General features: G+C 70.8%; 18 protein-coding genes and 3 pseudogenes. 12 read left to right on the forward strand and 9 right to left on the reverse strand.

Annotation, left to right across the window (positions count from 1 at the left end; translation table 11 throughout):
• Positions 1 to 82 precede the first annotated feature (82 nt).
• The 5 genes and pseudogenes from ACIQUT_RS04255 to ACIQUT_RS04275 all read right to left on the reverse strand — a co-directional run.
• Entirely contained in the window at positions 83 to 247 is a 165-nt protein-coding gene (locus ACIQUT_RS04255; protein ID WP_403559015.1) for a hypothetical protein, read from the reverse strand.
• 179 nt (positions 248 to 426) lie between these two features.
• Positions 427 to 903 (reverse strand): MarR family winged helix-turn-helix transcriptional regulator, encoded by a 477-nt coding sequence (locus ACIQUT_RS04260; protein ID WP_403559018.1) that lies wholly within the window; start codon positions 901 to 903, stop codon positions 427 to 429.
• Positions 904 to 976: 73 nt separating this feature from the next.
• Positions 977 to 2,908 carry an ATP-binding protein gene (locus tag ACIQUT_RS04265; RefSeq protein ID WP_403559021.1) on the reverse strand — a complete coding sequence of 644 codons (1,932 nt, stop codon included), beginning with the start codon at positions 2,906 to 2,908 and terminating at the stop codon, positions 977 to 979.
• Between the two features lie 242 nt (positions 2,909 to 3,150).
• A complete protein-coding gene (locus tag ACIQUT_RS04270; RefSeq protein WP_403559024.1) occupies positions 3,151 to 3,984 on the reverse strand; it encodes an alpha/beta fold hydrolase in 834 nt (277 codons plus the stop codon).
• A 106-nt stretch (positions 3,985 to 4,090) separates the two neighbouring features.
• Positions 4,091 to 4,561, reverse strand: a pseudogene (locus ACIQUT_RS04275) (alpha/beta fold hydrolase); the annotation flags it as partial.
• Between the two features lie 596 nt (positions 4,562 to 5,157).
• Between ACIQUT_RS04275 and ACIQUT_RS04280 the strand changes: the two are divergent.
• Both ACIQUT_RS04280 and ACIQUT_RS04285 read left to right on the forward strand, forming a co-directional pair.
• Positions 5,158 to 5,628, forward strand: a complete 471-nt coding sequence (locus tag ACIQUT_RS04280; RefSeq protein ID WP_403559027.1) for a hypothetical protein — start codon at positions 5,158 to 5,160, stop codon at positions 5,626 to 5,628.
• Between the two features lie 72 nt (positions 5,629 to 5,700).
• The gene (locus ACIQUT_RS04285; RefSeq protein ID WP_403559030.1) at positions 5,701 to 6,453 is read left to right on the forward strand and encodes an alpha/beta fold hydrolase; all 753 of its coding nucleotides are present in this window, start codon (positions 5,701 to 5,703) and stop codon (positions 6,451 to 6,453) included.
• A 64-nt stretch (positions 6,454 to 6,517) separates the two neighbouring features.
• On the opposite strand, the gene ACIQUT_RS04290 is transcribed toward ACIQUT_RS04285, so the two are convergent.
• On the reverse strand, positions 6,518 to 8,587 hold the full coding sequence (locus tag ACIQUT_RS04290) for an AAA family ATPase (protein ID WP_403559033.1): 2,070 nt from the start codon (positions 8,585 to 8,587) through the stop codon (positions 6,518 to 6,520).
• A gap of 153 nt (positions 8,588 to 8,740) precedes the next feature.
• On the opposite strand from ACIQUT_RS04290, the gene ACIQUT_RS04295 reads away from it, so the two are divergent.
• Together ACIQUT_RS04295 and ACIQUT_RS04300 are read left to right on the forward strand one after the other, a co-directional pair.
• The gene (locus ACIQUT_RS04295) at positions 8,741 to 9,427 is read left to right on the forward strand and encodes an SDR family oxidoreductase (protein WP_403559036.1); all 687 of its coding nucleotides are present in this window, start codon (positions 8,741 to 8,743) and stop codon (positions 9,425 to 9,427) included.
• Between the two features lie 188 nt (positions 9,428 to 9,615).
• Positions 9,616 to 10,026 carry a hypothetical protein gene (locus ACIQUT_RS04300; protein WP_403559038.1) on the forward strand — a complete coding sequence of 137 codons (411 nt, stop codon included), beginning with the start codon at positions 9,616 to 9,618 and terminating at the stop codon, positions 10,024 to 10,026.
• Between the two features lie 54 nt (positions 10,027 to 10,080).
• Here ACIQUT_RS04300 and ACIQUT_RS04305 read toward each other — a convergent pair whose 3' ends face one another.
• A complete protein-coding gene (locus ACIQUT_RS04305) occupies positions 10,081 to 11,049 on the reverse strand; it encodes a helix-turn-helix domain-containing protein (protein ID WP_403559041.1) in 969 nt (322 codons plus the stop codon).
• A gap of 192 nt (positions 11,050 to 11,241) precedes the next feature.
• On the opposite strand from ACIQUT_RS04305, the gene ACIQUT_RS04310 reads away from it, so the two are divergent.
• The 6 genes and pseudogenes from ACIQUT_RS04310 to ACIQUT_RS04335 all read left to right on the forward strand — a co-directional run.
• Positions 11,242 to 12,246, forward strand: a complete 1,005-nt coding sequence (locus ACIQUT_RS04310) for a hypothetical protein (RefSeq protein WP_403559044.1) — start codon at positions 11,242 to 11,244, stop codon at positions 12,244 to 12,246.
• Positions 12,247 to 12,293: 47 nt separating this feature from the next.
• Positions 12,294 to 12,824 carry a hypothetical protein gene (locus tag ACIQUT_RS04315; RefSeq protein ID WP_403559047.1) on the forward strand — a complete coding sequence of 177 codons (531 nt, stop codon included), beginning with the start codon at positions 12,294 to 12,296 and terminating at the stop codon, positions 12,822 to 12,824.
• Between the two features lie 92 nt (positions 12,825 to 12,916).
• Positions 12,917 to 13,420 (forward strand): ricin-type beta-trefoil lectin domain protein, encoded by a 504-nt coding sequence (locus ACIQUT_RS04320; protein ID WP_403559050.1) that lies wholly within the window; start codon positions 12,917 to 12,919, stop codon positions 13,418 to 13,420.
• A gap of 1,030 nt (positions 13,421 to 14,450) precedes the next feature.
• Entirely contained in the window at positions 14,451 to 14,870 is a 420-nt protein-coding gene (gene panD / locus ACIQUT_RS04325; protein WP_360637938.1) for an aspartate 1-decarboxylase, read from the forward strand.
• 15 nt (positions 14,871 to 14,885) lie between these two features.
• Positions 14,886 to 15,239, forward strand: coding sequence for a GNAT family N-acetyltransferase (locus ACIQUT_RS04330; protein ID WP_403559054.1), 354 nt, complete (start codon positions 14,886 to 14,888; stop codon positions 15,237 to 15,239).
• Between the two features lie 10 nt (positions 15,240 to 15,249).
• Positions 15,250 to 15,368 (forward strand): annotated as a pseudogene (locus ACIQUT_RS04335) (arylsulfatase); the annotation flags it as partial.
• A 567-nt stretch (positions 15,369 to 15,935) separates the two neighbouring features.
• Here ACIQUT_RS04335 and gndA read toward each other — a convergent pair.
• Positions 15,936 to 17,378 (reverse strand): NADP-dependent phosphogluconate dehydrogenase, encoded by a 1,443-nt coding sequence (gene gndA / locus ACIQUT_RS04340; RefSeq protein WP_403559057.1) that lies wholly within the window; start codon positions 17,376 to 17,378, stop codon positions 15,936 to 15,938.
• A gap of 184 nt (positions 17,379 to 17,562) precedes the next feature.
• On the opposite strand from gndA, the gene ACIQUT_RS04345 reads away from it, so the two are divergent.
• Positions 17,563 to 18,921 carry a transglycosylase family protein gene (locus tag ACIQUT_RS04345; protein ID WP_403559060.1) on the forward strand — a complete coding sequence of 453 codons (1,359 nt, stop codon included), beginning with the start codon at positions 17,563 to 17,565 and terminating at the stop codon, positions 18,919 to 18,921.
• Positions 18,922 to 19,023: 102 nt separating this feature from the next.
• On the opposite strand, the pseudogene ACIQUT_RS04350 reads toward ACIQUT_RS04345, so the two are convergent.
• A pseudogene (locus tag ACIQUT_RS04350) lies at positions 19,024 to 19,773 on the reverse strand (DMT family transporter); the annotation flags it as partial.
• Between the two features lie 296 nt (positions 19,774 to 20,069).
• Here ACIQUT_RS04350 and ACIQUT_RS04355 point away from each other — a divergent pair.
• Positions 20,070 to 21,551, forward strand: a complete 1,482-nt coding sequence (locus ACIQUT_RS04355) for an SDR family NAD(P)-dependent oxidoreductase (protein WP_403559063.1) — start codon at positions 20,070 to 20,072, stop codon at positions 21,549 to 21,551.
• Positions 21,552 to 21,710 lie beyond the last annotated feature (159 nt).

Genomic DNA, 21,710 nt, shown 5'->3' on the forward strand with positions numbered 1-21,710 from the left:
GGCATGAGCATGTGGGTGCTCGTTGCTCACTTCCCAGATCGTTTTCCTGCTCAAAAACGCGGCGCTCGGCGGCTGTCGTGGGTCAGTTGTGGTCTGCCGCCGCCTGGCGAGCAGCTCGTACGGCTCGCTCGGGGTCGGGAGTCGGCACGCCGTCCACCTCGTAGGGCATCACCGAGGTGAGCAGGGAGAGCAAGCCCCGCAGCTCCTCCTGCTCGGAACGGCACGGCGCGCACTGGTCCAGATGCATGCCCAGACCCTCGCGTTCTGGTTCCTCAAGGCTGCCGAGCCCCTGCACGGCAAGGGCCATACGGGCGGATTCGCATTCCACAGGACTCTCCGAAACCGATCGGTCCAGCCGTCGCCGCTCACTGTATGGGCTGTCCGTGCGGCAACGGAACGACTTCGGCACGGCCAGTGGACAGGGCGCTACCCCGACAACGCCCCGCCGCGCAGCCGCCCGGTCAGCGACAACAGGCAATCGACGAGGACCTCGTACTGCTCCGCCGAGTCGCCCGGTGTCCCGCCGGCCGCTTCCCACCCGACGCGCACCCGGTCGCGCAGGCAGTCCCCGCCTCGTGTGCTGGCTACCAGCACCTGGCGTCCGTCGCCTCCGCTGCGCCGTCGGTCGACCGTTCCCTTGTCCGCCAGGCGCTGCAGGAGGGGCGAGAGCGTGCCGGAGTCCAGACCGAGCGTTTCCCCCAACTCCTTGACGGTGAGGGGCCCTCGTGTCCAGAGCACCAGCATCACCAAGTACTGGGGATAGGTCAGGCCGAGCTCGGTCAGCAGCGGACGGTAGTGGCGGGCCAAGGCGCGTGCCGCCACGTACAGGGCGAACGAGACCTCCTCCTGGAGGCGTGCGACGTGAGCCTCGTCGGCCGACGACGGTGGCCGGGGCGGTGTCATGAGCGTTCCCTTCCCTTCGGGTGCCCCACTGTTGCGGGCCCGAAGCGCTCTACGACACCGAGCGGCAGCCGGTTCAGTACGACAGCTCGGTGCCCTGGAGCTCGTGACGCCACAGAAGATCGCTCATGCGGTCGATCGCGGAGGTGAGGTGCCGCCGGTAGGTGCTGAAGGGCAGCCCCAGACGTTCCGCCGCGGCCTCCTGGGTGGGCGCACCCCGGAAGTACGTCGCGGTGACCGCGCGATGACGCCTGTCGCCGTTCCGCTCGTCGAGCAGGCGCTCGGCCGCAGCGGCCAGAACCTCGGCAAGGCCGTGCCCGCCATCGAGGACCAAGCGGCTGCGGTTGAGTGGATTGCCCGCGAACGCCTCGGGTTTGCGCAGCGTGCGCAGCGCTTCGCGGACCGCCGCGTCGAACTCGGGCCGTGACAGTACGGTCAGCCCACCGCGCGCAGCCGCCGACGGGGGGACCATGGGAGCACCCGACAGCATCGCGACCGTCTTCTCCCGCAGCCAGGGGCCGGCGGGCTGCGCACGCCAGTCGTGGCCGAACAGCGCGTAGCGGTGACCGTCGACCGCGGGGCGTTCGTCGGCCGGGAGCATGTTGATGTCCCGCAGGTGGGCGTCCCAGGAGCCGTTGTCCCGCATCACGACGTACGACCACGCGAGCCGGTCGGCCCGGACCATCTCCCCGGTGGCGCGCCACTGCATGTGCGTCATCGGCGCCGACGGGAGCTGGTACGCGTCGGGGTACACCGAGAAGCGAGCCAGTGCCATGTACTCGCCCGGCCTCAGAGGGCTGGTGGCCCGCGTGTGCCGCCAGGCCGCGGCGACCACCGGATCCGCCTCCAGGCCCTCCGGCTGATCGAGGCACAGCCAGGCGGAGAACGCGAGGACCTCACCGGTACGGGTCGAGCGGTACACGCGGAACGCCTCGGGCCGGCGGTCCAGCCAGTATGCGGCGATCGCCGCGGATGCCGCGCCTTCGGCCACGCGCGCCAGTTCCAGGACGTGCTCGCGATGGGCGGGTAGGTACGGCTGGTCCTGGACCAGGCCCACTTCGGCCCAGCCGTTGAATTCCGACATGTGGCCGTCGCCGCGGAAGAGGTAGATCAGTGCGCCGGTGGCCTGGAGCATCCGGGCTTCGGGTGCGGTGCGGAGCTGGGAGAGGAAGTACTCGCGCATCTGCTCGTGCATCGTGGCGAACCCGTCGGCGTCCCGCCACCGCAGGTCCGCCTCCAACGACTCCCGGACGACGTCGTGCGGGAAGAGCCCGGCGTCGGAGGTCTCGATGTACGGCTGGACGCGCAGCCAGGAGAACAGTTCCGCCGCGTTGTCGCCCATGAGCGCGCGCAACAGGGACTCGGAGGTGACATGAGCGTGGGCGCAGATTTCGAGCGCCCGACGGTGCAGAGGGCTCGGTGTGTCCCCGATGAGCTGGGGGAGGAGGACGGCGACGGCATCCTGATCGGGGCGCCAACCGGTCCTGGCCGCCGCGTCGTCGACGGGCAGAGCGGCTGCCAGCGCCAGCGCGAGCGGGTTGCCGCCGGTGAACGACAGCACGGTCGCGTGGTCCCGGAGCGGCACTCCTCGCGCGGTGAGGAACGCCGTGGCGTCCGAGGGCGCGAGGTTGCGCAGCGAGGTGACCTGGAGCAGGCCGATCCACCCCGGATCGGTCGCCCAGCGGGGGTCGGGGGCGTTCCGCCCCGCCACCACCACGACCGCGCCGGCGGGCAGTTGTGGCAGGTAGCGTTCCCACAGCCAGCCCTCGAGTCCCTGACAGCGCTCGAACGTGTCCACGAGCAGTACCACTCCCGGGGTTCGCACCGCCGGCCCGGCCGCGGCGGCGAAGCCCTCCGGCGTCGGGTCGACGGTCCGGCCGTCCACCTCGACGACGGTCCGGCCGGCTCGGTGGGCCTCCCTGGCGAAACGGCGCAGCAGCGTCGACTTGCCGATACCGCCCGGACCGAACAGGTAGTGGATGGGGCACGCGCGGGCATCACCTGCCAACGTTACTTTGAACAACGAGAGTTCGGCCTGTCGCCCGACGAAGGCGCGATCTCGCCCGGCTGTGAGACTGTCTTCGATGACGCCTTCGCCCTTGCCCATCGAACCGTGATCCTTTCTCCCTTAGCCGCAGCCGCAGCCGCAGCCGCAGCCGCAGCCGCAACCACGAGGGCGCCTGCCACGGATGCTCCGTGACGGGCGCCCACTCGCTGTCCTGGCCGGATGACGCCCGGCTGGGTGTGCCCCTACTTGGCCAGGAAGGTGAGGAGAGCGGTGTTGACCTCGTCGGCGTGCGTCCAGAGGAGGCCGTGAGGGGCTCCTTCGACGACGACGTAGTCGGCCTGGGGGAGTGCCTTGTGGAAGGGCTCGGCGGTGGCTTCGATGGGGAGGATGCGGTCCTCGGTGCCGTGGAGGATGAGGGTGGGGACGTCGATCTTGGGTATGTCGTTGCGGAAGTCGGTCGTCCACGTGGGGACGGCGGCGCGGGAGGCGTAGGAGGAGGCGCCCGCGGCGGTGGCCCAGTTGGCGCGGACGACGTCTTCGCTGATGCGCGTGCCGAGGTTCTGGTCGAGGTTGTAGAAGGCCTGGTAGAAGTCGGTGAAGTAGGCGTAGCGGTCGTTCGTGACGGCGGTGAGGATGCCGTCGAAGACGCTGCCGTCGACGCCCGTGGGGTTGTCGTCGGTCTTGAGGAGGTAGGGCTCCAGTCCGGCGAGGAATACGGCCTTGGCGACGCGTGCAGAGCCGTGGGTGCCGAGGTAGCGGCCGACTTCGCCCGTGCCCATGGAGAAGCCGACCAGGACAGTGTCGGTGAGGTCCAGGGTCTCCATCAGGGTGTGGAGGTCGGCGGCGAAGGTGTCGTAGTCGTAGCCGGTGGTGGGCTGGCTCGACCGGCCGAAACCGCGGCGGTCGTAGGTGATGACGCGGTAGCCGGCGTCGAGGAGCGCGGGGAGCTGCTTCTCCCAGGAGTGCCCGTCCAGGGGGTAGCCGTGGATGAGGACGACGGGCTGTCCGGTGCCGTGGTCCTCGTAGTAGAGGTCGATGTCGGTGGTGTTCTCCTGGCCGACGGTGATGAACGGCATGGTGGTGCTCTCCTGTGGTCGTGGGGTTGAACGGTCTTGGCCGGGGTGTGGTCTGGTGCCGGGCGGCGCGGGTCAGGCCGTCTCCGAAAGAGAAGGCCTAGCGGGTGACGTCGGCTGCGAACTGGCGCCGGAACTTGTCCGCCTTGATGGTGAGGTCGTTGCCGGTGGCGCCGTCGGGGAGGGTGTAGGGGGTGGCTTCGATGACGTCGCCGAGGGTGCTGCCGGGGAACTTGTTCGACAGACCGAGGGAGGTCTCGCCGGAGTCGGGGAGGAAAGCGGCGATGTAGACCAGGGCCTTGACCTTGTCCTCGTGGCCGGCGGCGGCGTCGCTGATGACGGCGCCGCCGTAGGAGTGGCCGACCAGGACCACGGGTCCTTCGACGCGGCTCAGGACGCCTCGCAGGTAGGCGGCGTCGTTGGCGGGTCCGCGCAGCGGGTTGGCCGCGGCGACCACCGGGTAGTCGGCCTTCTTCAGCCGTGCGACGACACCGTCCCAGCTTGAGGAGTCCGCGAACGCGCCGTGCTCCAGCACGATCGTCGGCTTCGGCCCCGACGGACCGTCAGCCGCACCCGCCATACCCGCGGCGTCGGCGCTACCCGGCAGGACGAGAGTGCCGAGCACCCCCGCCACACCGCCAGCGGCGGCGGCCGGATAGCCGAACCGCCGGTAGGAAGGGCGCGAGGACGACGTGCGGAGCATGTGCGTGTTTCCTTTGCTCGACGTGAGTACGGGGCCCGCTCGGCCGCGGACGACGCGGCGACTCGGGTGCCCTCGTGCAGCGAAACGATAGGAGCCGGCCGCGGCCGTCCCTTGCCCCTCAGCGCCCGCCGTCTTGCCTGAGAGGGACCAGTCCCGTGTTCGACGGAAAGTGAAGCCGCGCAACCCGGTACGTGCTCCTTTCAGGTGCACAGGGAGTCGTTGGCGGCCTGTCAATCACGGGGAGGCGGACCGTAGGCAGCGCGGAAGGCCCCCTGAAGTGCGCGGGTCTCTGGGAGGCCCACCGACAGGCATCGATTCAGCCGGATGCGGCGGGCCGCCGCCGCGGTCGGCCGCGTACATCCGGCAGAGCAGACCTCCGTCGTGTGAACTGCGGTGAACCGGCATGCCCACGAACCCGTAGTGCCCTTCGCCGACCGCCACCAGCGGAGGCTTCTCCACCCACAGGAGTTCACATGACCACCAGTAGCCATCGGGCTGCGCACAAGGTCGCTCTCGGCAAGCTGCTCAACGAGCTCCCGGGCAGTGACGACTTCTTCTTCTGGCACATCATCGAGACGGCCGGCTACCGACGGCCCGCGAAGACCATGATGGTCGTCGAACCGTACAGTGACGGGTCCGTGATGCGCCGCCTGCGCACCGGCATCGAGGAACTCGCCCGTGAGGCCGGCGACGAGAACACCGTCGACGACCTGTGCGCGCTGCTCTCCGACCTGTTCGCCGGCCCCGGCCCGGACCCCGCGCTCGTCCCCTACCTGAACCAGTACATGGGCGACATCAGCTCCGCACCGTGGCACGCGGAGGTCTGGCTGGAGGACCTCGGCATCGCCGTTCGTGGGCTCTCCGCCCCGAAGGACATGCTCGCGCTGCGCCGCAAGTGGACGAAGACGCCCGCCGCGCGAGCACAGCCCGGCCGTCCCGGCTGAGTTCCCCCGGGCCCGGACCACCCGGCTGCCCACCCCGACCCTTTGTCGCCTCCCGGAGGAGAAGGATTCTCAATGACAGCAGTCTTCGTGCACGGCGTACCCGAGACCAGCGATCTGTGGGATCGGCTGCGGGCCCGCCTCGGCACCGACTCGGTCGCCCTGCGGTTGCCGGGCTTCGGGGCGCCCCTCCCCGATGGATTCCGCTCGACCATGGACGAGTACGTCGAGTGGATCGAGCGCGAACTGCGCACGCTCGACGGCCCGATCGACCTCGTCGGGCACGACTGGGGAGCGCTCCTGGCGGCACGCGTCGCCACCAGGTGCCGGGTCCCGCTGCGTAGTTGGGCCGTGGACGTCGCCGGCATCCTCCACCCCGACTACGTATGGCATGACCTCGCACGGCTCTGGCAGACACCGGATGCGGGGGAGGAGTGGGTGACCTCCACGCTGGGAGCGACGGATCCCCGCAGCCCCCTCAGCGCCGCTGGTCAGCTACGTGCGGCAGGCGTTCCCGAGGGCGACGCCCTGGCGATGGGCGACCACTTCGACCAGGCGATGGCCTCGTGCGTCCTCGACCTGTACAGGTCCGCGACCCCCAATCCGTACGCGCACTGGGGCGCGGAGCTGACGTTCGCGCCCAAGGCTCCGGGCCTGGTCTTGCACCCGACGCTCGACCCGTTCGACGATGCCGGCTCAGCGGTGGTGGCCGGCACCCTCGGCGCGCGGTACGAATCCCTCGAGGGGCTGGGCCACTGGTGGATGCTCCAGGACCCCGCGAAGGCGGCCACCGTCCTGGAGAAGTTCTGGGCGGATCTCGACGCCTGACCCGCCGGCCCACGCGCCTGTCCGGCTTGGAACAGCCGACGGTGAGCTGCCCGCACCTCGTTCGTCACGGCGAACCGGTCGGGGCGCCACCCAGTTCCTGGGACCACAGGGAATCACAGATGCGGTCGACAGCCGTCTTCAGGTGTCGACGGTAGGTGCTGTACGGCAGCCCCAGCCGGCGGGCGGCCGCTTCCTGGGTGGGCGCGGCCCCGGTGTACTCCGCCCTCGCGGCGCGGCGGTACTTCTCTCCGTTGCGGCCGTTCGCCAGCCCGTCGATCGAGTCCAGCAGGACCTCGTGCAGGCCTCGGCCCGTCTCGCGGACGATGCGGCTGCGCTGCAGGGGATCTGCGGAGAGACCGTCCGTGGTGCGCAAGGCGGACAACGCGCCGCGCACCGCGGCATCGAACTCGGAGCGGGAGAAGAGCCGCACACCGCCGGACGGTGGCGACTCGCCCGGCGAGGCGCTCGTCCCGCCGCCGGAACCGGTGAGCATCTGCTCCGACTTGTCGGTCAGCCAGGACGTCACCGGCTGTGTGCGCCAGTCGTGCGAGAACAGCCGGTAGGGGTGCCCGTCGACCAGGGGCGCGACATCGCCCGGTGCCATGTCGCAGTGGAGCAGGTGATCGTCCCAGAAGCCGTCGTCGCGCATCACGATGAAGGACCAGCCGAGCCGGTCGGCTCGGATGATCTCTCCCAGCATGCGCCACAGGACGAGGTCCATGACCGATGAGGGTCGCTGATACGAAGGCGGATAGACGTGGAACCGTGCGAGGGCGATGTGCTCGCCCGGGCGCAGGGCGCCGTGGGCTCGTACGTGGGCCCATGCCGCCGACGCCACCGGATCGACGCCGTCCCCGTCCTCCCCCGTGAGCCTGAGCCACGCGGAGCACCCGACGACGCGGTTGCTCTGCAGCGAGCGCTGGACTCGAAAGCACTCGGGCCGATGGGCCAGCCAGTAACGGGCGATCTCGGCCGACTCGGCCCCTTCGCTCGCGCCGACCAACTCGACGACACGCTCCTCGTCGGCCGGGGTGCACGGTTGGTCCACCACCAGGGATTCCGCGTACCACCGGTGGAAGTCCGTCATGTACCCGTCGGTCCGGTAGAGGTACTGGAGGGCACCGACGGCGTGGAGCATCTGCGCGGCCGGTACCTCGCGTACGCGGCGCAGCAGATGACGGTGCATCAGATGATGGAGCTCGGCGGAGCCCTCCGGGTCCCGCCAGCGGAGATCGGATTCCAGGGCGTCGCGGACCACGTCGTGCGGATACAGCCCCGCCGCCGTGGATTCGACGTACGGCTGTGCTCGCAGCCAGTCGAACAGGTCGTCGGCCGACTCCCCGAGGACGGCACGCATGAGTTCCTCACTCGTGAGGTGCGCTCGGGCGCACACCTCGAGTGCACTGCGATGCGCCGGACTTGGCGGATCGCCCACCAGCTGCGCGAGAAGGGCGGCGATCACGCCGGGGCCCGGGGGCCAGCCCGGGCTCAGCGGCAGCTGTCCGGCCTCCTCCTTCTCCTCTGCCTTGGTGACGACCGCGGCGGCGAGGGCCAGTGCCAACGGGTTTCCGCCGGTGAAGGCCAGTACCGCGTCGTGCGCGGGGACGTCGACGCCGCGAAGCCGCAGAAGGGCCGCGGCCTCGTCACGTGGCAGCTCCCGCAAGGGCAGGACCTGAAGCCGCCGCGACCACACCTCGGCCGCGGACCAGCACGGGCCGGGAGCGGAGCGCCCTGCGATGACCACCACCGACTCCCCGGGCAGGCGCCCCAGTTCGCCGCACAGCCAGCCCTCTATGCCTTGGAACCGTTCGAAAGTATCGAAAAGGAGCACCGCTCCGGGCTCGTTCACCACCGCGGCGACGCTGCGCTCCATGCCTGCCGGCTCCGGCGAGACCGTACGGCCGCTCACTTCGACCACGGTGCGGCCCGCCGCCCTGGCCTCGGAGGCGAATCTCCTCAGCAACGCCGACTTGCCGATCCCGCCAGGACCGTGCAGGAAGAGAACGGAAGCGGTGTGCCGGTCCCCCGCGAGCGCCGAGCGGAACACTTGCTGCTCGGCGGTGCGCCCCACGAACGCCCGGTCACGGGCCGCGCTCACGCTGCGGCCCAGCCGGTTTTCCCGGTTAATGATCATGAAGGACATCCTTCAGCCCGACGAGCATCCGGTCAACGGAGCTCGTGGCGGCCGGACACCGAGCCGCGACCTCAAGGCGCCCTTCCGGCCGTGCGCCGTTCCACACGTACCCCTGCCCACTCACGCTCTTCAGAACGCAAAGGCGGAAAGAGAATGACCACCTCCATCATTATCGGCGGCAGCGGCGGACTCGGCCGCGTCATCGCACAGCGGTTCGTGGACCGCGGCGACACGGTCGTCATCACCAGTCGCGACGCCGCGCGAGCGGAAGCGGCGGCAGCGGAGATCGGTCCCACGGCCCAGGGACTCGCCCTCGACCTCGCGCAGCCGGAGACGATCGCGGCAGCGCTGGGGAGCGTCACCACGGTCGACCACCTGGTCATCACGGCCATGGACCCCGTGCCGAACACGCTCGCCGCCTTCAACACCACGGACGCCATCCGCGTCGTGACCATCAAACTGGTCGGCTACGCCGAGGCCGTCCGCGTGCTGAGCGGCCGGTTCACGCCGACCGCCTCGGTCGTGGTCTTCGGCGGCCTCGCCAAGGAACGGCCCTACCCGGGCTCGACCATGGTGACCACCTTCAACGCGGGCCTCTCCGGACTGGTGAAGACCCTCGCCGCCGAACTGGCCCCCCACCGGGTCAACGCACTGCACCCGGCGCTCATCGGAGACAGCCCCAAGTGGCGTCAGGTCGCCGATCATCCGCACGCCTCACGCACCCCCATCGGACGCCTCGTGACCATGGACGAGATAGCCGACGCCACCGAGTTCCTGCTGCGCAACACCGGCATGAACGCCCACGACCTCCACGTCGACGGCGGCATCCTCATCACCTGAGGAGTCGACCGACCCGGCCGCAGGAAGGGGAGCACCTCCGCGTCACTCCCCGTGAACCGGGTCGCCTGGGGCTCCGAGTCCTCGTCGCGGGCGGTACCCGCATTCGCATGGTCCAAGAATCGACGTCAAGAGGTGTTCGTAGTGCAACGAAGACCCGAACCGCCCTTTCCGGAGTCGCCGCGTCAGCCGTGGCGGCACTGGGTCTGATCGGTGGAGCCGGTCCCGCGCAGGCCGCCGGCAGTTACAACATCATGGTCCGCGCGGGAGGTACGGCCTTCGTCGCCGACTACTGCCTGCTGACGACCACCAGTGGGGGTGGACACGCCCAGTGCAGCGGGAACAAGGGGGCGAACAGCACCTTCCGGATGGGCGTGGTCCACACGCCGGGTGACCGGGTGTGGACGGACGTCAACATCGTCGGTGGCGAGGACCGGCAGGGCATCGACCTTCTGGGCAAGCATTACATCAGGGTTCACGGAGACCTCGGATCCGTGTCCGTCTGCGGGTGGAAGAGCTACGACTCGTACAAGGCGGGCAACAGGGGAGCCGCCCTGCACGGTGCCGCGCACCGTTGCGACACGTCCGGTGGAGGAGAGTGAAGTAGACGCGGAGCCCACGCCCGGCCGGGCGTGGGCTCCGTCCGCTCCGGCGCATCACGGATGACCGTGGGCCGTGCGCCATTCGCGGGGTGACGCGCCGTAGGCGGTGCGGAAGGCGCGGCTGAAGTGGGACGGGCTGGTGAAGCCGAAGCGCTGCGCGACGGCCGTCACCGCGGGAGCGTTTCGACCGGGACGGGCGAGTTCGCGCCGGCAGGCCTCCAGTCGGCGGTGTTGGATCCAGCGGCCGACGGTGGTGTCCTCGTCCTGGAAGAGCCGGTGCACGTGGCGTACGGAGACATGGTGCGCGGCGGCGATGGTCTGCGGCGACAGGTCGGGATCGGCGAGGTGGCGGTCGACGAAGGCTTTGATCCGCAGCCGCAGCGCGGTGCGAGCGGCATCGGTGCCGGTGTCGGGATCCTCGCCCTCCAGGCGCTCGGCGAGGAGGGTGGCCACCAGGTCCGCGGCGTTGCGGGCGAGCAGTTCGCCGATGTGCGGCGAATGACTTCCCGCCTGGGTGGCGAGCAGGGCGAGGAAGGGGATGACCAGCGCCGAGGTCTGGGTGTCGGCGTGGATGGGAACCGACGCGATGCGCCGCAGGTCGGCCTCGCGGACACCCAGCATCCACCGCGGTATCTGGAACACGTGCATGAGGAAGGCGGCGGGGAGGGTGCTGGTGTAGGGGCGGGTGGTGTCGAAGAGGGTGAGGGAGCCGGGTGGCAGCAGCGCCTGGCCGCCGTTCTGGTCGATCACCAGCCGGCCACGCTCCACCAGGCACACGTTGACGTGGTCCTCGTCCGCCCCGGCCACCCCCCGTGTGCTCTGCCGGACCTGTACGGGGTCGGATTCCGTCGTGGCCACTCCCATGGAGCCGACCTGGGCGGCTGTCAGCATGCCCTGGAACGGTTCGTCGGTCGGCGTGGAGATGTCCAGCCGCACCGACGCCAGCTCGCCGTAGGTCTGACTGATCACCTCATGCCAGTAGGCCAGCCGGTCCTCGGCGGGCACCGATGCGGTCGACAGCACGCTGCTCAATATGGTCCTCCTCGTCGTGATTGCTCCTGCGATCCGTACGACGAGCAGGGAGGTGAGTCGGTTCAGACCATGAGGCACTCGGTGTCAAGTCCTCTGGCACGGAGGGTCAACCAGGCCCTTGCCGCTCCCGTAGCTTCGTCCTCAAGCGGTCGGTCTACACGCGAAGAGAACGGAATCGAAGACTTGCACCTCAACGGACAGTTACCGCAGTTGCGTCGGCGCAGCGTGCTGCGCGGTGCTGCAGCCGCAGCCGCAGGTATCACCGTGGGCGCGGGTGGCGTGCTCACCGGCGCGTCGCCGGCGCTGGCGGCGGGGCCCGCCGGGATGCCGACGTACCGCTATCTGCGGGACGCCCTGACCCTCCCGAACAGCCCCACCGGTGAGTACATCTTCCCCTGCATCCGTGGGGTGTACGACAAGATCAGTGGCGCGCGAGCGAAGTACTACCTCTACTACGCGCCGCACGAGAACCCGGGCGGCATCTCCGTGGCGTTCTCGGACTCCCTCGCCGGGCCGTTCACCGAGTACTCCGGCAACCCCCTCATCGACAGGTTCCTGCCGGGCACCACGGTCAGCCACGTCTCGTCCCCACACGTCATCTGGGACGCGGCCACCCGGCAGTTCTTCTGCTACTTCCACGGCGAGAACACCGTGACGCGCGTGGCGCGGTCGAGCGACGGTCTCCACTTCACCGACGAGACCCCGATCCTGAGCACCCGTCTGGTGCCCGGCACCTCGGAGACCTCCTACGCGCGGGTCTTCGAGCACACCCTGCCGGGGCGCGGCAACAAGTACGTCATGGTGTTCATGGGCATCAGAAGCGGTCGGCGGATCTTCTACGGCTGGTCCCCCAACGGCTGGGACAACTGGCAGTTCAGCCCGACCCCGCTGGTCAGCCCTGAGCCGGACGGCCTCACGGACATCTCGGGGCCCCACCTGGTCAAGCGCAACGGCACCAGCTACGTCGCCTACCACGGCAACGACGGCCGGATGCGGATCACCGAGATCGGAAACGCCTTCGACAAGGAGAACCACCTCGGCGTCTTCCACAGCCCCGTCGGCTCCGACAACGGACGCGTGGCGGCGCCGTCCTTCGGCAGCGAAAACGGGGTCGACTACATGTTCTACGAGGCCGGAGAGCGCCTCGGCGCACGCATCTGTATCGCCCGCGCGGTCGGTCCGGCATGAGGGAAACCCGCGTGGCCATGACGGACAACGCCCGCTGGAGGCATCACATGAACGGTACGAAGAGCAGGACGGCGGCGCGTGCCGCCATGGTCGGTCTGGCCGCCGCACTGCTGGCGGGGACCCAGACCGGCGCCGCATCGGCCGAACCCTGGGTCGCGGACAAGGTGCGGATCAGGGCCGGCAACGACCTGAACGAATGCCTCACCGCGTTTGAGCGGTCCACCGATCCCCTCGTGATCAACCGGTGCGACACCGACAACCTCCGGGGCAACTGGCGCATCATCCCCTGGAACGAGCACGGCTACTTCATGGCCAAGAACTGGGCCTCGGGGGAGTGCCTGGACGCCGGAGCGCAGCCCTCGGAGAAGGTGTTCACCTCGCCCTGCGACCGCTCCGACAGCGGTCAGAGGTGGGTCTTCGACTGCCGCACCGGCCACTTGGCGAGCGCCGGCCCGACGACGGTGCTGACCTTCTGGAACGACAAGAAGGTCAGCATGCGGTTCTCCTCGGGCGAGCTGAGGGCGAAGCAGACCTGGGACATCGTTCCGAGGCCGGGTGACTGCCCGGTCGGCGGCTGACGCGCCGCAGGAGTCGCCGCCAGGAGTCGTAGCCGGGCGGCAACCACCGTTCCACCAGAAGTTTCTCAACCCCACCAAGGAGATCGACAGAGATGATCAACACTACGCAGGTCAGGCGCGTACTGATGGGAGCGGCGGCCACCACCGCCCTGCTGGCGGGGGTGTCCACGCCCGCCGCTGCCGCGGAGTTTCCCGAGGGCGTGAAGTTCAGGATCCAGAACTACCAGACCAAGGGCTGTGTCTCGGCCAGTGTGGGATTGGGTCAGGTCCAAGCCCAGGTCATCCCCGAAGTCGACCTCTGCACGGCCGAGCACGCCGTATGGGTGCAGGGAAGCGGCGACAGCATCCGCAGTGTTGTCAGGGAGACGAACGAGCCGGGCGTCCACTGGTGCCTCACCGGCTCCGACACCGGCCGGGTGACCACCGAACCCTGCAACGGCAGCTGGAACCAGAAATGGACCCACTACTCGGAGGGCTTCGTGAAGAACTGGGCGACCAAGCTGTGCCTGGACGTCAAGAGTGAGAGTCCGAACGTGGTGTACACGCGCGGGTGCCTGAAGCATGAGTGGCAGAAGTGGGCCTTCAAGCGGATCTGACGTCCCGCGGCGCGGTCGTGGACCGCTGAGGTGGCCTTCCACTGTCCGTGCCAGGGACGACCGGAGGCGCCTGCCCGGGCAACAGCCCAGGGCAGGCGCCTCTGCCCTGCTGAGGCGTCCCTTGCCGCGGGCTGAACGACGGCGGTCTGCCCACCCGCATCAGTTCCACCTGGGCCAGTGCCGCTCCGAGGCAACAGAACTTCTCGTGTCCGAAGCCGACATGAGGGTTCGGACCACCTCGCGCGGCTGCTCGCCGCGCCGGGCCGGGAGTGCGCCGACGGCTCGCAGAGATCGGGGTGCTCTCACCCCGGTTGCGGTCACAGTGCATTCCGCCGGCCCACAGCCTTCGGGCTGTAGAGGACCTGGCCCTCCGCGGCGGCGGCATCGAGGGTGACGACGAAGTCGACGCCGAGACGACCTGAGCGTGCTGTGGGTGGGTCTCACGCCGCGGATGCTGTGCCGCCTTCGTGTGCGTGCCTCCTGCTGGCCTCGTTCCTGGGTGCCAAGGGGGCGACCAACCCCCAGGTCGGGCGAATTCCACGCAACCGAGGTGCCGAGGGGACAGTGTGGCTCGCGGAGTTCGGGCTGGAGCCGGTCGCATCGCCTGGCCGGCACCCGCAAAGGCGCCGAGATCGCCGCAGGCGGAAGCGAGTCCTGGCAGCACGGCAGCTGGCCCGGATGCGGAGGGGGCGCCCCGCCCTCGCGACGACCGGCTACTTGATCACGGTGAGGAAGTCCGAGGTGGTCTATGAGGAGCGAGTCGTCCTGCGCCCCCATGCCCCTGATGGACCGTCAAGTAAGTCAGCATCTGCTCAGCAACAGTCCCCAAGCGTTCCTGAGCGGCTGATCGATTGGATGCCTGGTCGGCGGCGTCGCAACAGCCTTCCTGGCGCGGAAGTGCAGGCCAGGAGCCTTCTCGTCGGAGGGGAGCGATGTTCCTCACAAACATCGGACGGAGGTGTCGGTGTAGAGTCGAGACCGCCCTTGACCTGCAGAAAGCAGGCAGGGAGCCGTCTTCCAGGAGTTCAACATGCTGCGTACCATGTTCAAGTCCAAGATCCACCGGGCTACCGTCACGCAGGCCGATCTGCACTATGTCGGGTCCGTGACCGTCGACGCCGATCTGCTCGACGCCGCCGATCTGCTGCCCGGGGAGCTCGTCCACATCGTCGACATCACCAATGGGGCGAGGCTGGAGACGTACGTCATCGAGGGCGAGCGGGGGTCCGGGGTCATCGGGATCAACGGAGCCGCCGCGCACCTCGTGCACCCGGGCGACCTGGTCATCCTCATCAGCTACGCGCAGGTCGACGACGCCGAGGCCAGGGAGTTCACGCCGCGCGTCGTGCACGTGGACGCGCAGAACCGCATTGTGGAGCTGGGCGCGGACCCCTCCGCGCCGGTGCCGGGCACGGACCAGGAGCGCAGCCCCCACGCGGTGGCTGTCTGAGAGGAGTCGGGGACCATGACGCAGGCCGGATCGATCGAGTTCAAGGACCAGCGGGACGCCGGACGGCTGCTCGCCCTGGAGAACGGCGAGGCCGTCGGCCTCATCGCGTACTTCGTGCTCGACCGGGAGCCCGGCGCGCTCGTGGCCGTGCACACCATCGTCGAGCCCGGCCACGAGGGGCGGGGGATCGCCGGCGACCTGGTCCAGGCCTTCTACGGGATCGCCGCCGCCGAAGGGGTCCCCGTGGTCCCGCTCTGCCCCTACGCCGCGAGCTGGGCCGCCCGGCACCCCGACCAGGCGCCCGCGGCCCCCGCCGAGGCGGTCGCCGCGGCCCGGGCGCAGCTGGACGCCAGCCCCGACCTGTGGTGACGGGCCTGACCTGACCCTGCTGCACACCTCGCCGGTCCGCGTGTCCCTGTCTTCGACGCGCTGCGGGACCGGGACCACCCCGGGGCCGCGCTGCGCCACCTCGTGGTGCCGGAGCTGCCGGACCGGGCTCTGGGCGCACCACGGCAGCGGCGCCGTGCCGCTGCTCGACGCCGTCGGCCCGCCCGTCCTGGCCGGCGAGGGTGACTGGCATGCGTACACGGTGGCCGTTCCGGGCGACACCGACGGCGACGCCGACGGCAGGGTCGTGGCCTTCCGCGGCACCGCCGCCGGCCGGCATCGAGGCGGTACCGGCCTCCGGCCGCTGATCCGGGTCCCGGAGGCGTACCCGGCCGGATCCGGGGAAGGTGGGGCTTATGGTGCAAGAAGTGCGAAGCGTGCGAGGCGTGCGCGCCGAGGGCACGCAGCCGCCCGTGCCCGAGCCGCCGCCCACCCCCGGCCCGAACCCGTTTCCGGACCCGGAGCCCATCCCGCGGCCGGTTCCGCCCGTGCCCGGTCCCTTCCCCGAGCCGGATCCGGTGCCCGCGCCGCCCGGGCCCGCGCCCGTCCCGCAGCCCGGCCCGCTGAGCTGAAGCCCGCTGGGCCGAAGCCTGCTGGGCCGAAGCCTGCTGGGCTGAAACCCGCTGTCGGCGGCGGCGGCCCGGCCGCCGCCAACGACGGCACCGTCCTGCGGCCGGGTCAGGCCGTGCGGGTCTCCGAGCGGTCACCGCTCCAGAGGGTGTGGAACGATCCCTCACGGTCCGTGCGCCGGTAGGTGTGCGCCCCGAAGAAGTCCCGCTGCCCCTGGGTGAGCGCCGCCGGGAGCCGCTCCGCGCGCAGCGCGTCGTAGTAGGCGAGCGAGGCCGCGAAGGCGGGCACCGGGATGCCGTGGCCCACCGCCGCCGTCACCACGGTCCGCCAGTCGTCCTGGGCCGCGCCGATCTCCGCCGCGAAGCCCGCGTCCGCCAGGAGGCTCGGCAGGCCGGGCTGCGCGTCGTACGCCGCCCGGATGCGGTCCAGGAACGCGGCGCGGATGATGCAGCCGCCCCGCCACAGCGAGGCCACCGCGCCGAGGTCGATGTCCCAGCCGTACTCCTGGCTGCCCGCCTGGATCTGGTGGAAGCCCTGCGTGTAGGAGACGATCTTCGACGCGTACAGCGCCTGCTCCACCCGGGCGGCGAACGCGTCCGCCTCCGCGGCCGGCAGCGCCGCCGCCGACGGGCCCGCGAGCCCCCGGGCGGCCGTGCGCAGCTCCGCGTGGCCCGAGACCGCGCGGGCGAAGACCGCCTCGGCGATCCCCGACACCGGCACGCCCAGGTCCAGGGCGATCTGCACGGTCCAGCGGCCGGTGCCCTTCTGCTCCGCCGCGTCCGCGACGATGTCGACGTACGGGCGCCCGGTCGCGGCGTCCGTGTGCGCGAGCACCTCCGCCGTGATCTCGATCAGGTACGAGTCGAGCCGGCCCCGGTTCCAGGTCCGGAAGGTCTCCGCGATCCGCGCGGGGGAGTAGCCGGCGACCTCGCGCAGCAGGTGGTAGGCCTCGGCGATGAGCTGCATGTCGGCGTACTCGATGCCGTTGTGCACCATCTTCACGAAGTGCCCGGCGCCGTCGGGGCCCATGTGCGAGGTGCACGGCGTGCCGTCGGCGGCCTTCGCGGCGATCTTCTCCAGCAGCGGGCCGAAGGAGGCGTAGGACTCCTCGGAGCCGCCGGGCATGATGCTCGGCCCGAGCAGTGCGCCCTCCTCGCCGCCCGAGATGCCCACGCCCACGAAGTGGATGCCCTGCTCCCGCAGTTCGCGCTCGCGGCGGCGGGTGTCCTCGAAGTGCGCGTTGCCGCCGTCGATGATGACGTCGCCCGGTTCGAGCAGCGGGGCGAACTCGCGGATCACGGCATCGGTCGGCTCCCCGGCCTTCACCATGATGATCAGGCGGCGCGGCCGCTCCAGTGCGTCGACGAACTCCTTCGCCGATCCGGCGGCGACGAAGGACCCTTCGTGCCCGAACTCCTCCACCAGCACCTCGGTCTTGGCGGACGTGCGGTTGTGGACGGCGACGGTGAACCCGTTGCGGGCGAAGTTCCTGGCGAGGTTGCTGCCCATCACCGCAAGTCCGGTGACACCGATCTGGGCCGTGCTGCTCATGCGTGCGCTCCTGAGTGCTTCGACGGGCGGGGCCTTCGACGCTACCCCGGCGCGGACCCCCGTGGATCTTTCTGCTCACAAAACAACGTCAACTCGCCCGACCGTGCGCCCGGTTGCGCCCCTTGTCACGGCTTGGGTGTGACGTTAAGTTGTGGGATTCCTGATGTCTTGGATGGGGGCTTCCATGGGGGTACGGGGTCGGCACCGCCGGTACCAGCCGAGCAGTATCAACCGCGCGTCGCTCGCCGTCACCGCCGGCGGAGCCGGTCTCGCGCTCCCTCTCGTCGGAGCCGGGACGGGAACCGCGCAGGCTGCGTCGGTGGACACCTGGAACAAGGTCGCGGACTGCGAGTCCACCAACGACTGGCACATCAACACCGGCAACGGCTATTACGGCGGACTCCAGTTCAGCCAGAGCACGTGGAGCGCGTTCGGCGGCACGGTGTACGCCCCCCGCGCCGACCAGGCCACCAAGGAACAGCAGATCGCGGTCGCGGAGAAGGTCCTGAAGAGCCAGGGCCCGCAGGCCTGGCCGGCCTGCGGCCAGCACGCCGGGCTCGGCCGCGGCGGCCCGGCACCCGACCTCAAGCCCCAGAACCAGGTCGTCACCGTCCGGGCGCCGCAGGCCCCGGCGGGCGACCGGCCGGCCACCGAGCCCCGGCCGACCGGCACCTCGGTCCTGCCGAACCCGTACGTGGTCGCGCCCGGCGACTCGCTCTCGTCGATCGCCACGAGCCGGCACGTCGAGGGCGGCTGGCAGGCGCTGTACGAGACCAACCGGGCCACCGTCGGCAGCAACCCGAACCTGATCTTCCCCGGGCAGCGGCTCACCCTGCGCATCACCGCCGCCCCGCCCGCCCAGAACCCGGAGAAGCCGCCCCGCACGGCCGAGCCGGTCCCGCCCGTGGAGCCGGCGGAGCAGAGGACCGGGGAGCGGCCGGCGGACAAGCCCGCGGAGAAGCCTGCGGAGAAGGCCGCCGAGAAGGCCGCCGAGAAGCCCGCGGACAAGCCGGCCGAGCAGCAGGACCGGAAGCCCGCCGGCGGCCAGGGCGCCCAGCCGGCCGCCAAGCCCAAGCCCAAGCCCGCCGAGAAGCCCGCCGAGAAGCCCGCCTCAGCGCCGCTGCAGCAGCCGGCCGCGAGCGGCTTCACCGCCCCCGTCGACGCCGCCATCGGCACCGCCTACCGCAAGGCCGGCTCCGCGTGGTCCAGCGGCTACCACACGGGCGTTGACTTCCCCGTCGCCACCGGCACCGCCGTCAAGGCGGTCGGCCCCGGCCACGTCGTCTCCGCCGGCTGGGCTGGTGCGTACGGCTACCAGGTCGTCATCCGGCACGCCGACGGCCGGTACTCCCAGTACGCCCACCTGTCGGCGCTCGGGGTCAAGGACGGGCAGCAGGTCTCCGGCGGCCAGCGGATCGGCCGCTCCGGATCCACGGGGAACTCCTCCGGACCGCACCTGCACTTCGAGATCCGCAGCACCCCCGGCTACGGCTCCGACGTCGACCCGCTGAAGTACCTCCGCTCCCACGGGGTGGGCATCTGACCCCCGCACGTGCGGCGGCACGGCCGTGAGCACCACCAGGCCTGCCGCCGCCAGCGCGGCGCTCGCCAGGGCCACCGCCCCGCCCGCCGTCCCGTACCGGAAGCCCTCGCCGAACAGCGTGATGCCGACCGCCGCCGCGACCACCGGGTTGACCACCGTCACCGTGGCCAGCGGCGCGGTCAGCCCCGCCCCCCGGTAGGCCGCCTGGGACAGCAGCAGCCCGCCCGACGCGAGCACCGCGATCGCCGCAAGCTCCGGCCACACCGGCCCCGCGGGCCCCGCCGGCACCGCCGCCCCCGCGGTGACCCCCTCGGCCACCGACTTGGTGAACACCGAGGCCATGCCGAAGGACGTACCGGCCGCCGCCGCCAGCAGCACACTGCGCAGCACGGCCCGCCGCATCCGGTGCGCCGCCAGGAACAGCACGGCCACCGCGGCCGCGGTCACCGCCAGCAGCAGGCTCCGCTCCGCGCCCGCCGGCAGCCGGCCCCCGTCCCCGCCGGTCAGGGCGAGCAGCCCGGCCAGGCCCACGGTCGTGAGGACCGCGCCGCGCCAGGCGGCCGCGCCGGCCCGGCGGCGCACGAAGACGGCGGCCATGGGCAGCGCGAAGACGATGGTGAGCGCGCCGAGCGGCTGCACCAGGCTGAGCGGCCCGTACGCGAGGGCCACCACGTGCAGCAGGGCGCCGAGGCAGTTCAGTGCGACCGCAGCCCACCACACGGGCCGGCGCAGTGCGGCGTACGGCCGCCGGTCCGGGGTGCTCTCCGCCACCTGCTCCTGGACGATCGCGCCACCCGCGTACGCGATCGCCGACACCAGACAGAGCAGAACCGACAGCACCAGGGCACTCATGAATTCCACAATGCCCCACCCGACCGGCCATTTCCTCCCTCTGCGGGAGGGCGCCGATCCCACCCCGGGCGTAGTCCGAAAGCAGTACGCGGCCGCCCGCGCACTCCCGGCGGAGTACGCCGCGCCGGGTGCCCCGCACGGCGTCCCGTTCCGCGCCCTCCGTGACCGCCCGCTCGCGGTGCGTGAGAGCAGGCCCGACGGGTTTGTTTCCGGGCGTGTCGGATCCGTACAGTTGCCGCTTTGGGGACTTCCGCAGCAGGCGGACGCGGACGAGTGATCAAGGAACGGCAGCGGCCATGACGGTGACCGAGACCGAAGAGAACCAGGAATACGGGCCGGGCATCGACCCCGAGCGCATGGCCGTCTGCCTTGGCGTGCTGGAAGAGCTCGACCGGCTCGAGATCGACCACCCCGACGCCGTCGCCGTACGCCGGGCCACCGCCGGCGTCTACCGCACGGTCAAGCAGCGCCGCCGCCAGGAGCGCCGCGCCGCCAAGACCGCCAACGACAAGGCCGTCACCGAGGCCACCGCCACCGGGTCCGCGCAGCGCATCGACGACGAGACCGAGGGCATCCTGCCCTCCTCGGTCACGGAGGCCGGCCGGATCGCCGGGATACTCCAGCGCCCGCGCTCCTGCTACGTCTGCAAGACGCGGTACGTCGAGGTCGACTACTTCTACCACCAGCTCTGCCCGGACTGCGCCACCGAGAACCGCACCAAGCGCGAGGCCCGCGCCGACCTGGCCGGCAAGCGCGCGCTGCTCACCGGCGGCCGGGCCAAGATCGGCATGTACATCGCGCTGCGGCTGCTGCGCGACGGCGCCCACACCACGATCACCACCCGCTTCCCCAAGGACGCCATCCGCCGCTTCAAGGCGATGGAGGACTCGGCGGACTGGATGCACCGCCTGGAGGTCGTCGGCATCGACCTGCGCGACCCGGCCCAGGCCGTGGCGCTCGCCGACCAGGTGTCCGAGGCCGGTCCGCTGGACATCCTCATCAACAACGCGACGCAGACCGTGCGCCGCCTGCCCACCGCGTACGCCGCGCTGGTCGAGGGGGAGGGCGCCCCGCTGCCGGCCGGCGAGCTCCCCGCCCACCACGTCATCGGCGCCTTCAACTCCGGCGCGGTCGACGGCCTGGCCGCGCTGCCCGTCGGCGTGAGCGGGATCGAGGCGCAGAAGGTCGCCGACCTCGCCCTGGTCGCGGGCAACGCCAGCATCGAACGGCACCTCGACGGCACCGCCATCGACGCGGGCGGCCTGCTGCCGGACGTCGTCGAGTCCAACACCTGGGTGCAGACGATCGACCAGATCTCCCCGGTGGAGCTGCTCGAAACCCAGCTCTGCAACTACACGTCGCCGTTCATCCTGATCAGCAAGCTCCGGCCGGCGATGGCCGAGGCCGCCCGCAGGGCCTCCAGCGGGCGTGCGTACGTCGTCAACGTCTCGGCGATGGAGGGCGTGTTCAGCCGCGGCTACAAGGGCGCGGGGCACCCGAACACCAATGCCGCCAAGGCCGCGATGAACATGGTGACGCGGACCAGCGGCCAGGAGATGTTCGAGTCCGACCGCATCCTCATGACCTCGGTCGACACCGGTTGGATCACCGACGAGCGCCCGCACTTCGACAAGCTGCGCCTGGCCGAGGAGGGCTTCCACGCCCCGCTCGACCTGGTCGACGGCGCGGCCCGGGTCTACGACCCGATCGTCCGCGGCGAGGCCGGCGAGGACCTGCACAGCGTCTTCCTCAAGGACTACGCGCAGGCCAACTGGTAGGCCGACAGGCCGACAGGCCAGCAGGCGGGCAGGCGGGCAGGCCGGTAGGCGGGCAGGCCGGCAGGCGGGCCCGCACCCGCACCGTTCCGGACACGCTCCGGTCCCTCTTCCGAGGGGCCGGAGCGTGTCCGTTTTTGTGGTGTACCTCCGGACAACGGC

Source organism: Streptomyces sp. NPDC090445, from assembly GCF_044769385.1.
Lineage (GTDB): Bacteria > Actinomycetota > Actinomycetes > Streptomycetales > Streptomycetaceae > Streptomyces.

Excerpts from the sequence above, each read along its gene's own strand:
- ACIQUT_RS04255 (WP_403559015.1), bottom strand. The coding sequence starts at position 247 with ATGCATCTGGACCAGTGCGCGCCGTGCCGTTCCGAGCAGGAGGAGCTG.
- ACIQUT_RS04260 (WP_403559018.1), bottom strand. The coding sequence starts at position 903 with ATGACACCGCCCCGGCCACCGTCGTCGGCCGACGAGGCTCACGTCGCA.
- ACIQUT_RS04270 (WP_403559024.1), bottom strand. The coding sequence starts at position 3,984 with ATGCCGTTCATCACCGTCGGCCAGGAGAACACCACCGACATCGACCTC.
- ACIQUT_RS04280 (WP_403559027.1), top strand. The coding sequence starts at position 5,158 with ATGACCACCAGTAGCCATCGGGCTGCGCACAAGGTCGCTCTCGGCAAG.
- ACIQUT_RS04285 (WP_403559030.1), top strand. The coding sequence starts at position 5,701 with ATGACAGCAGTCTTCGTGCACGGCGTACCCGAGACCAGCGATCTGTGG.
- ACIQUT_RS04290 (WP_403559033.1), bottom strand. The coding sequence starts at position 8,587 with ATGATCATTAACCGGGAAAACCGGCTGGGCCGCAGCGTGAGCGCGGCC.
- ACIQUT_RS04295 (WP_403559036.1), top strand. The coding sequence starts at position 8,741 with ATGACCACCTCCATCATTATCGGCGGCAGCGGCGGACTCGGCCGCGTC.
- ACIQUT_RS04315 (WP_403559047.1), top strand. The coding sequence starts at position 12,294 with ATGAACGGTACGAAGAGCAGGACGGCGGCGCGTGCCGCCATGGTCGGT.
- ACIQUT_RS04320 (WP_403559050.1), top strand. The coding sequence starts at position 12,917 with ATGATCAACACTACGCAGGTCAGGCGCGTACTGATGGGAGCGGCGGCC.
- panD (WP_360637938.1), top strand. The coding sequence starts at position 14,451 with ATGCTGCGTACCATGTTCAAGTCCAAGATCCACCGGGCTACCGTCACG.
- ACIQUT_RS04330 (WP_403559054.1), top strand. The coding sequence starts at position 14,886 with ATGACGCAGGCCGGATCGATCGAGTTCAAGGACCAGCGGGACGCCGGA.
- gndA (WP_403559057.1), bottom strand. The coding sequence starts at position 17,378 with ATGAGCAGCACGGCCCAGATCGGTGTCACCGGACTTGCGGTGATGGGC.
- ACIQUT_RS04345 (WP_403559060.1), top strand. The coding sequence starts at position 17,563 with ATGGGGGTACGGGGTCGGCACCGCCGGTACCAGCCGAGCAGTATCAAC.
- ACIQUT_RS04355 (WP_403559063.1), top strand. The coding sequence starts at position 20,070 with ATGACGGTGACCGAGACCGAAGAGAACCAGGAATACGGGCCGGGCATC.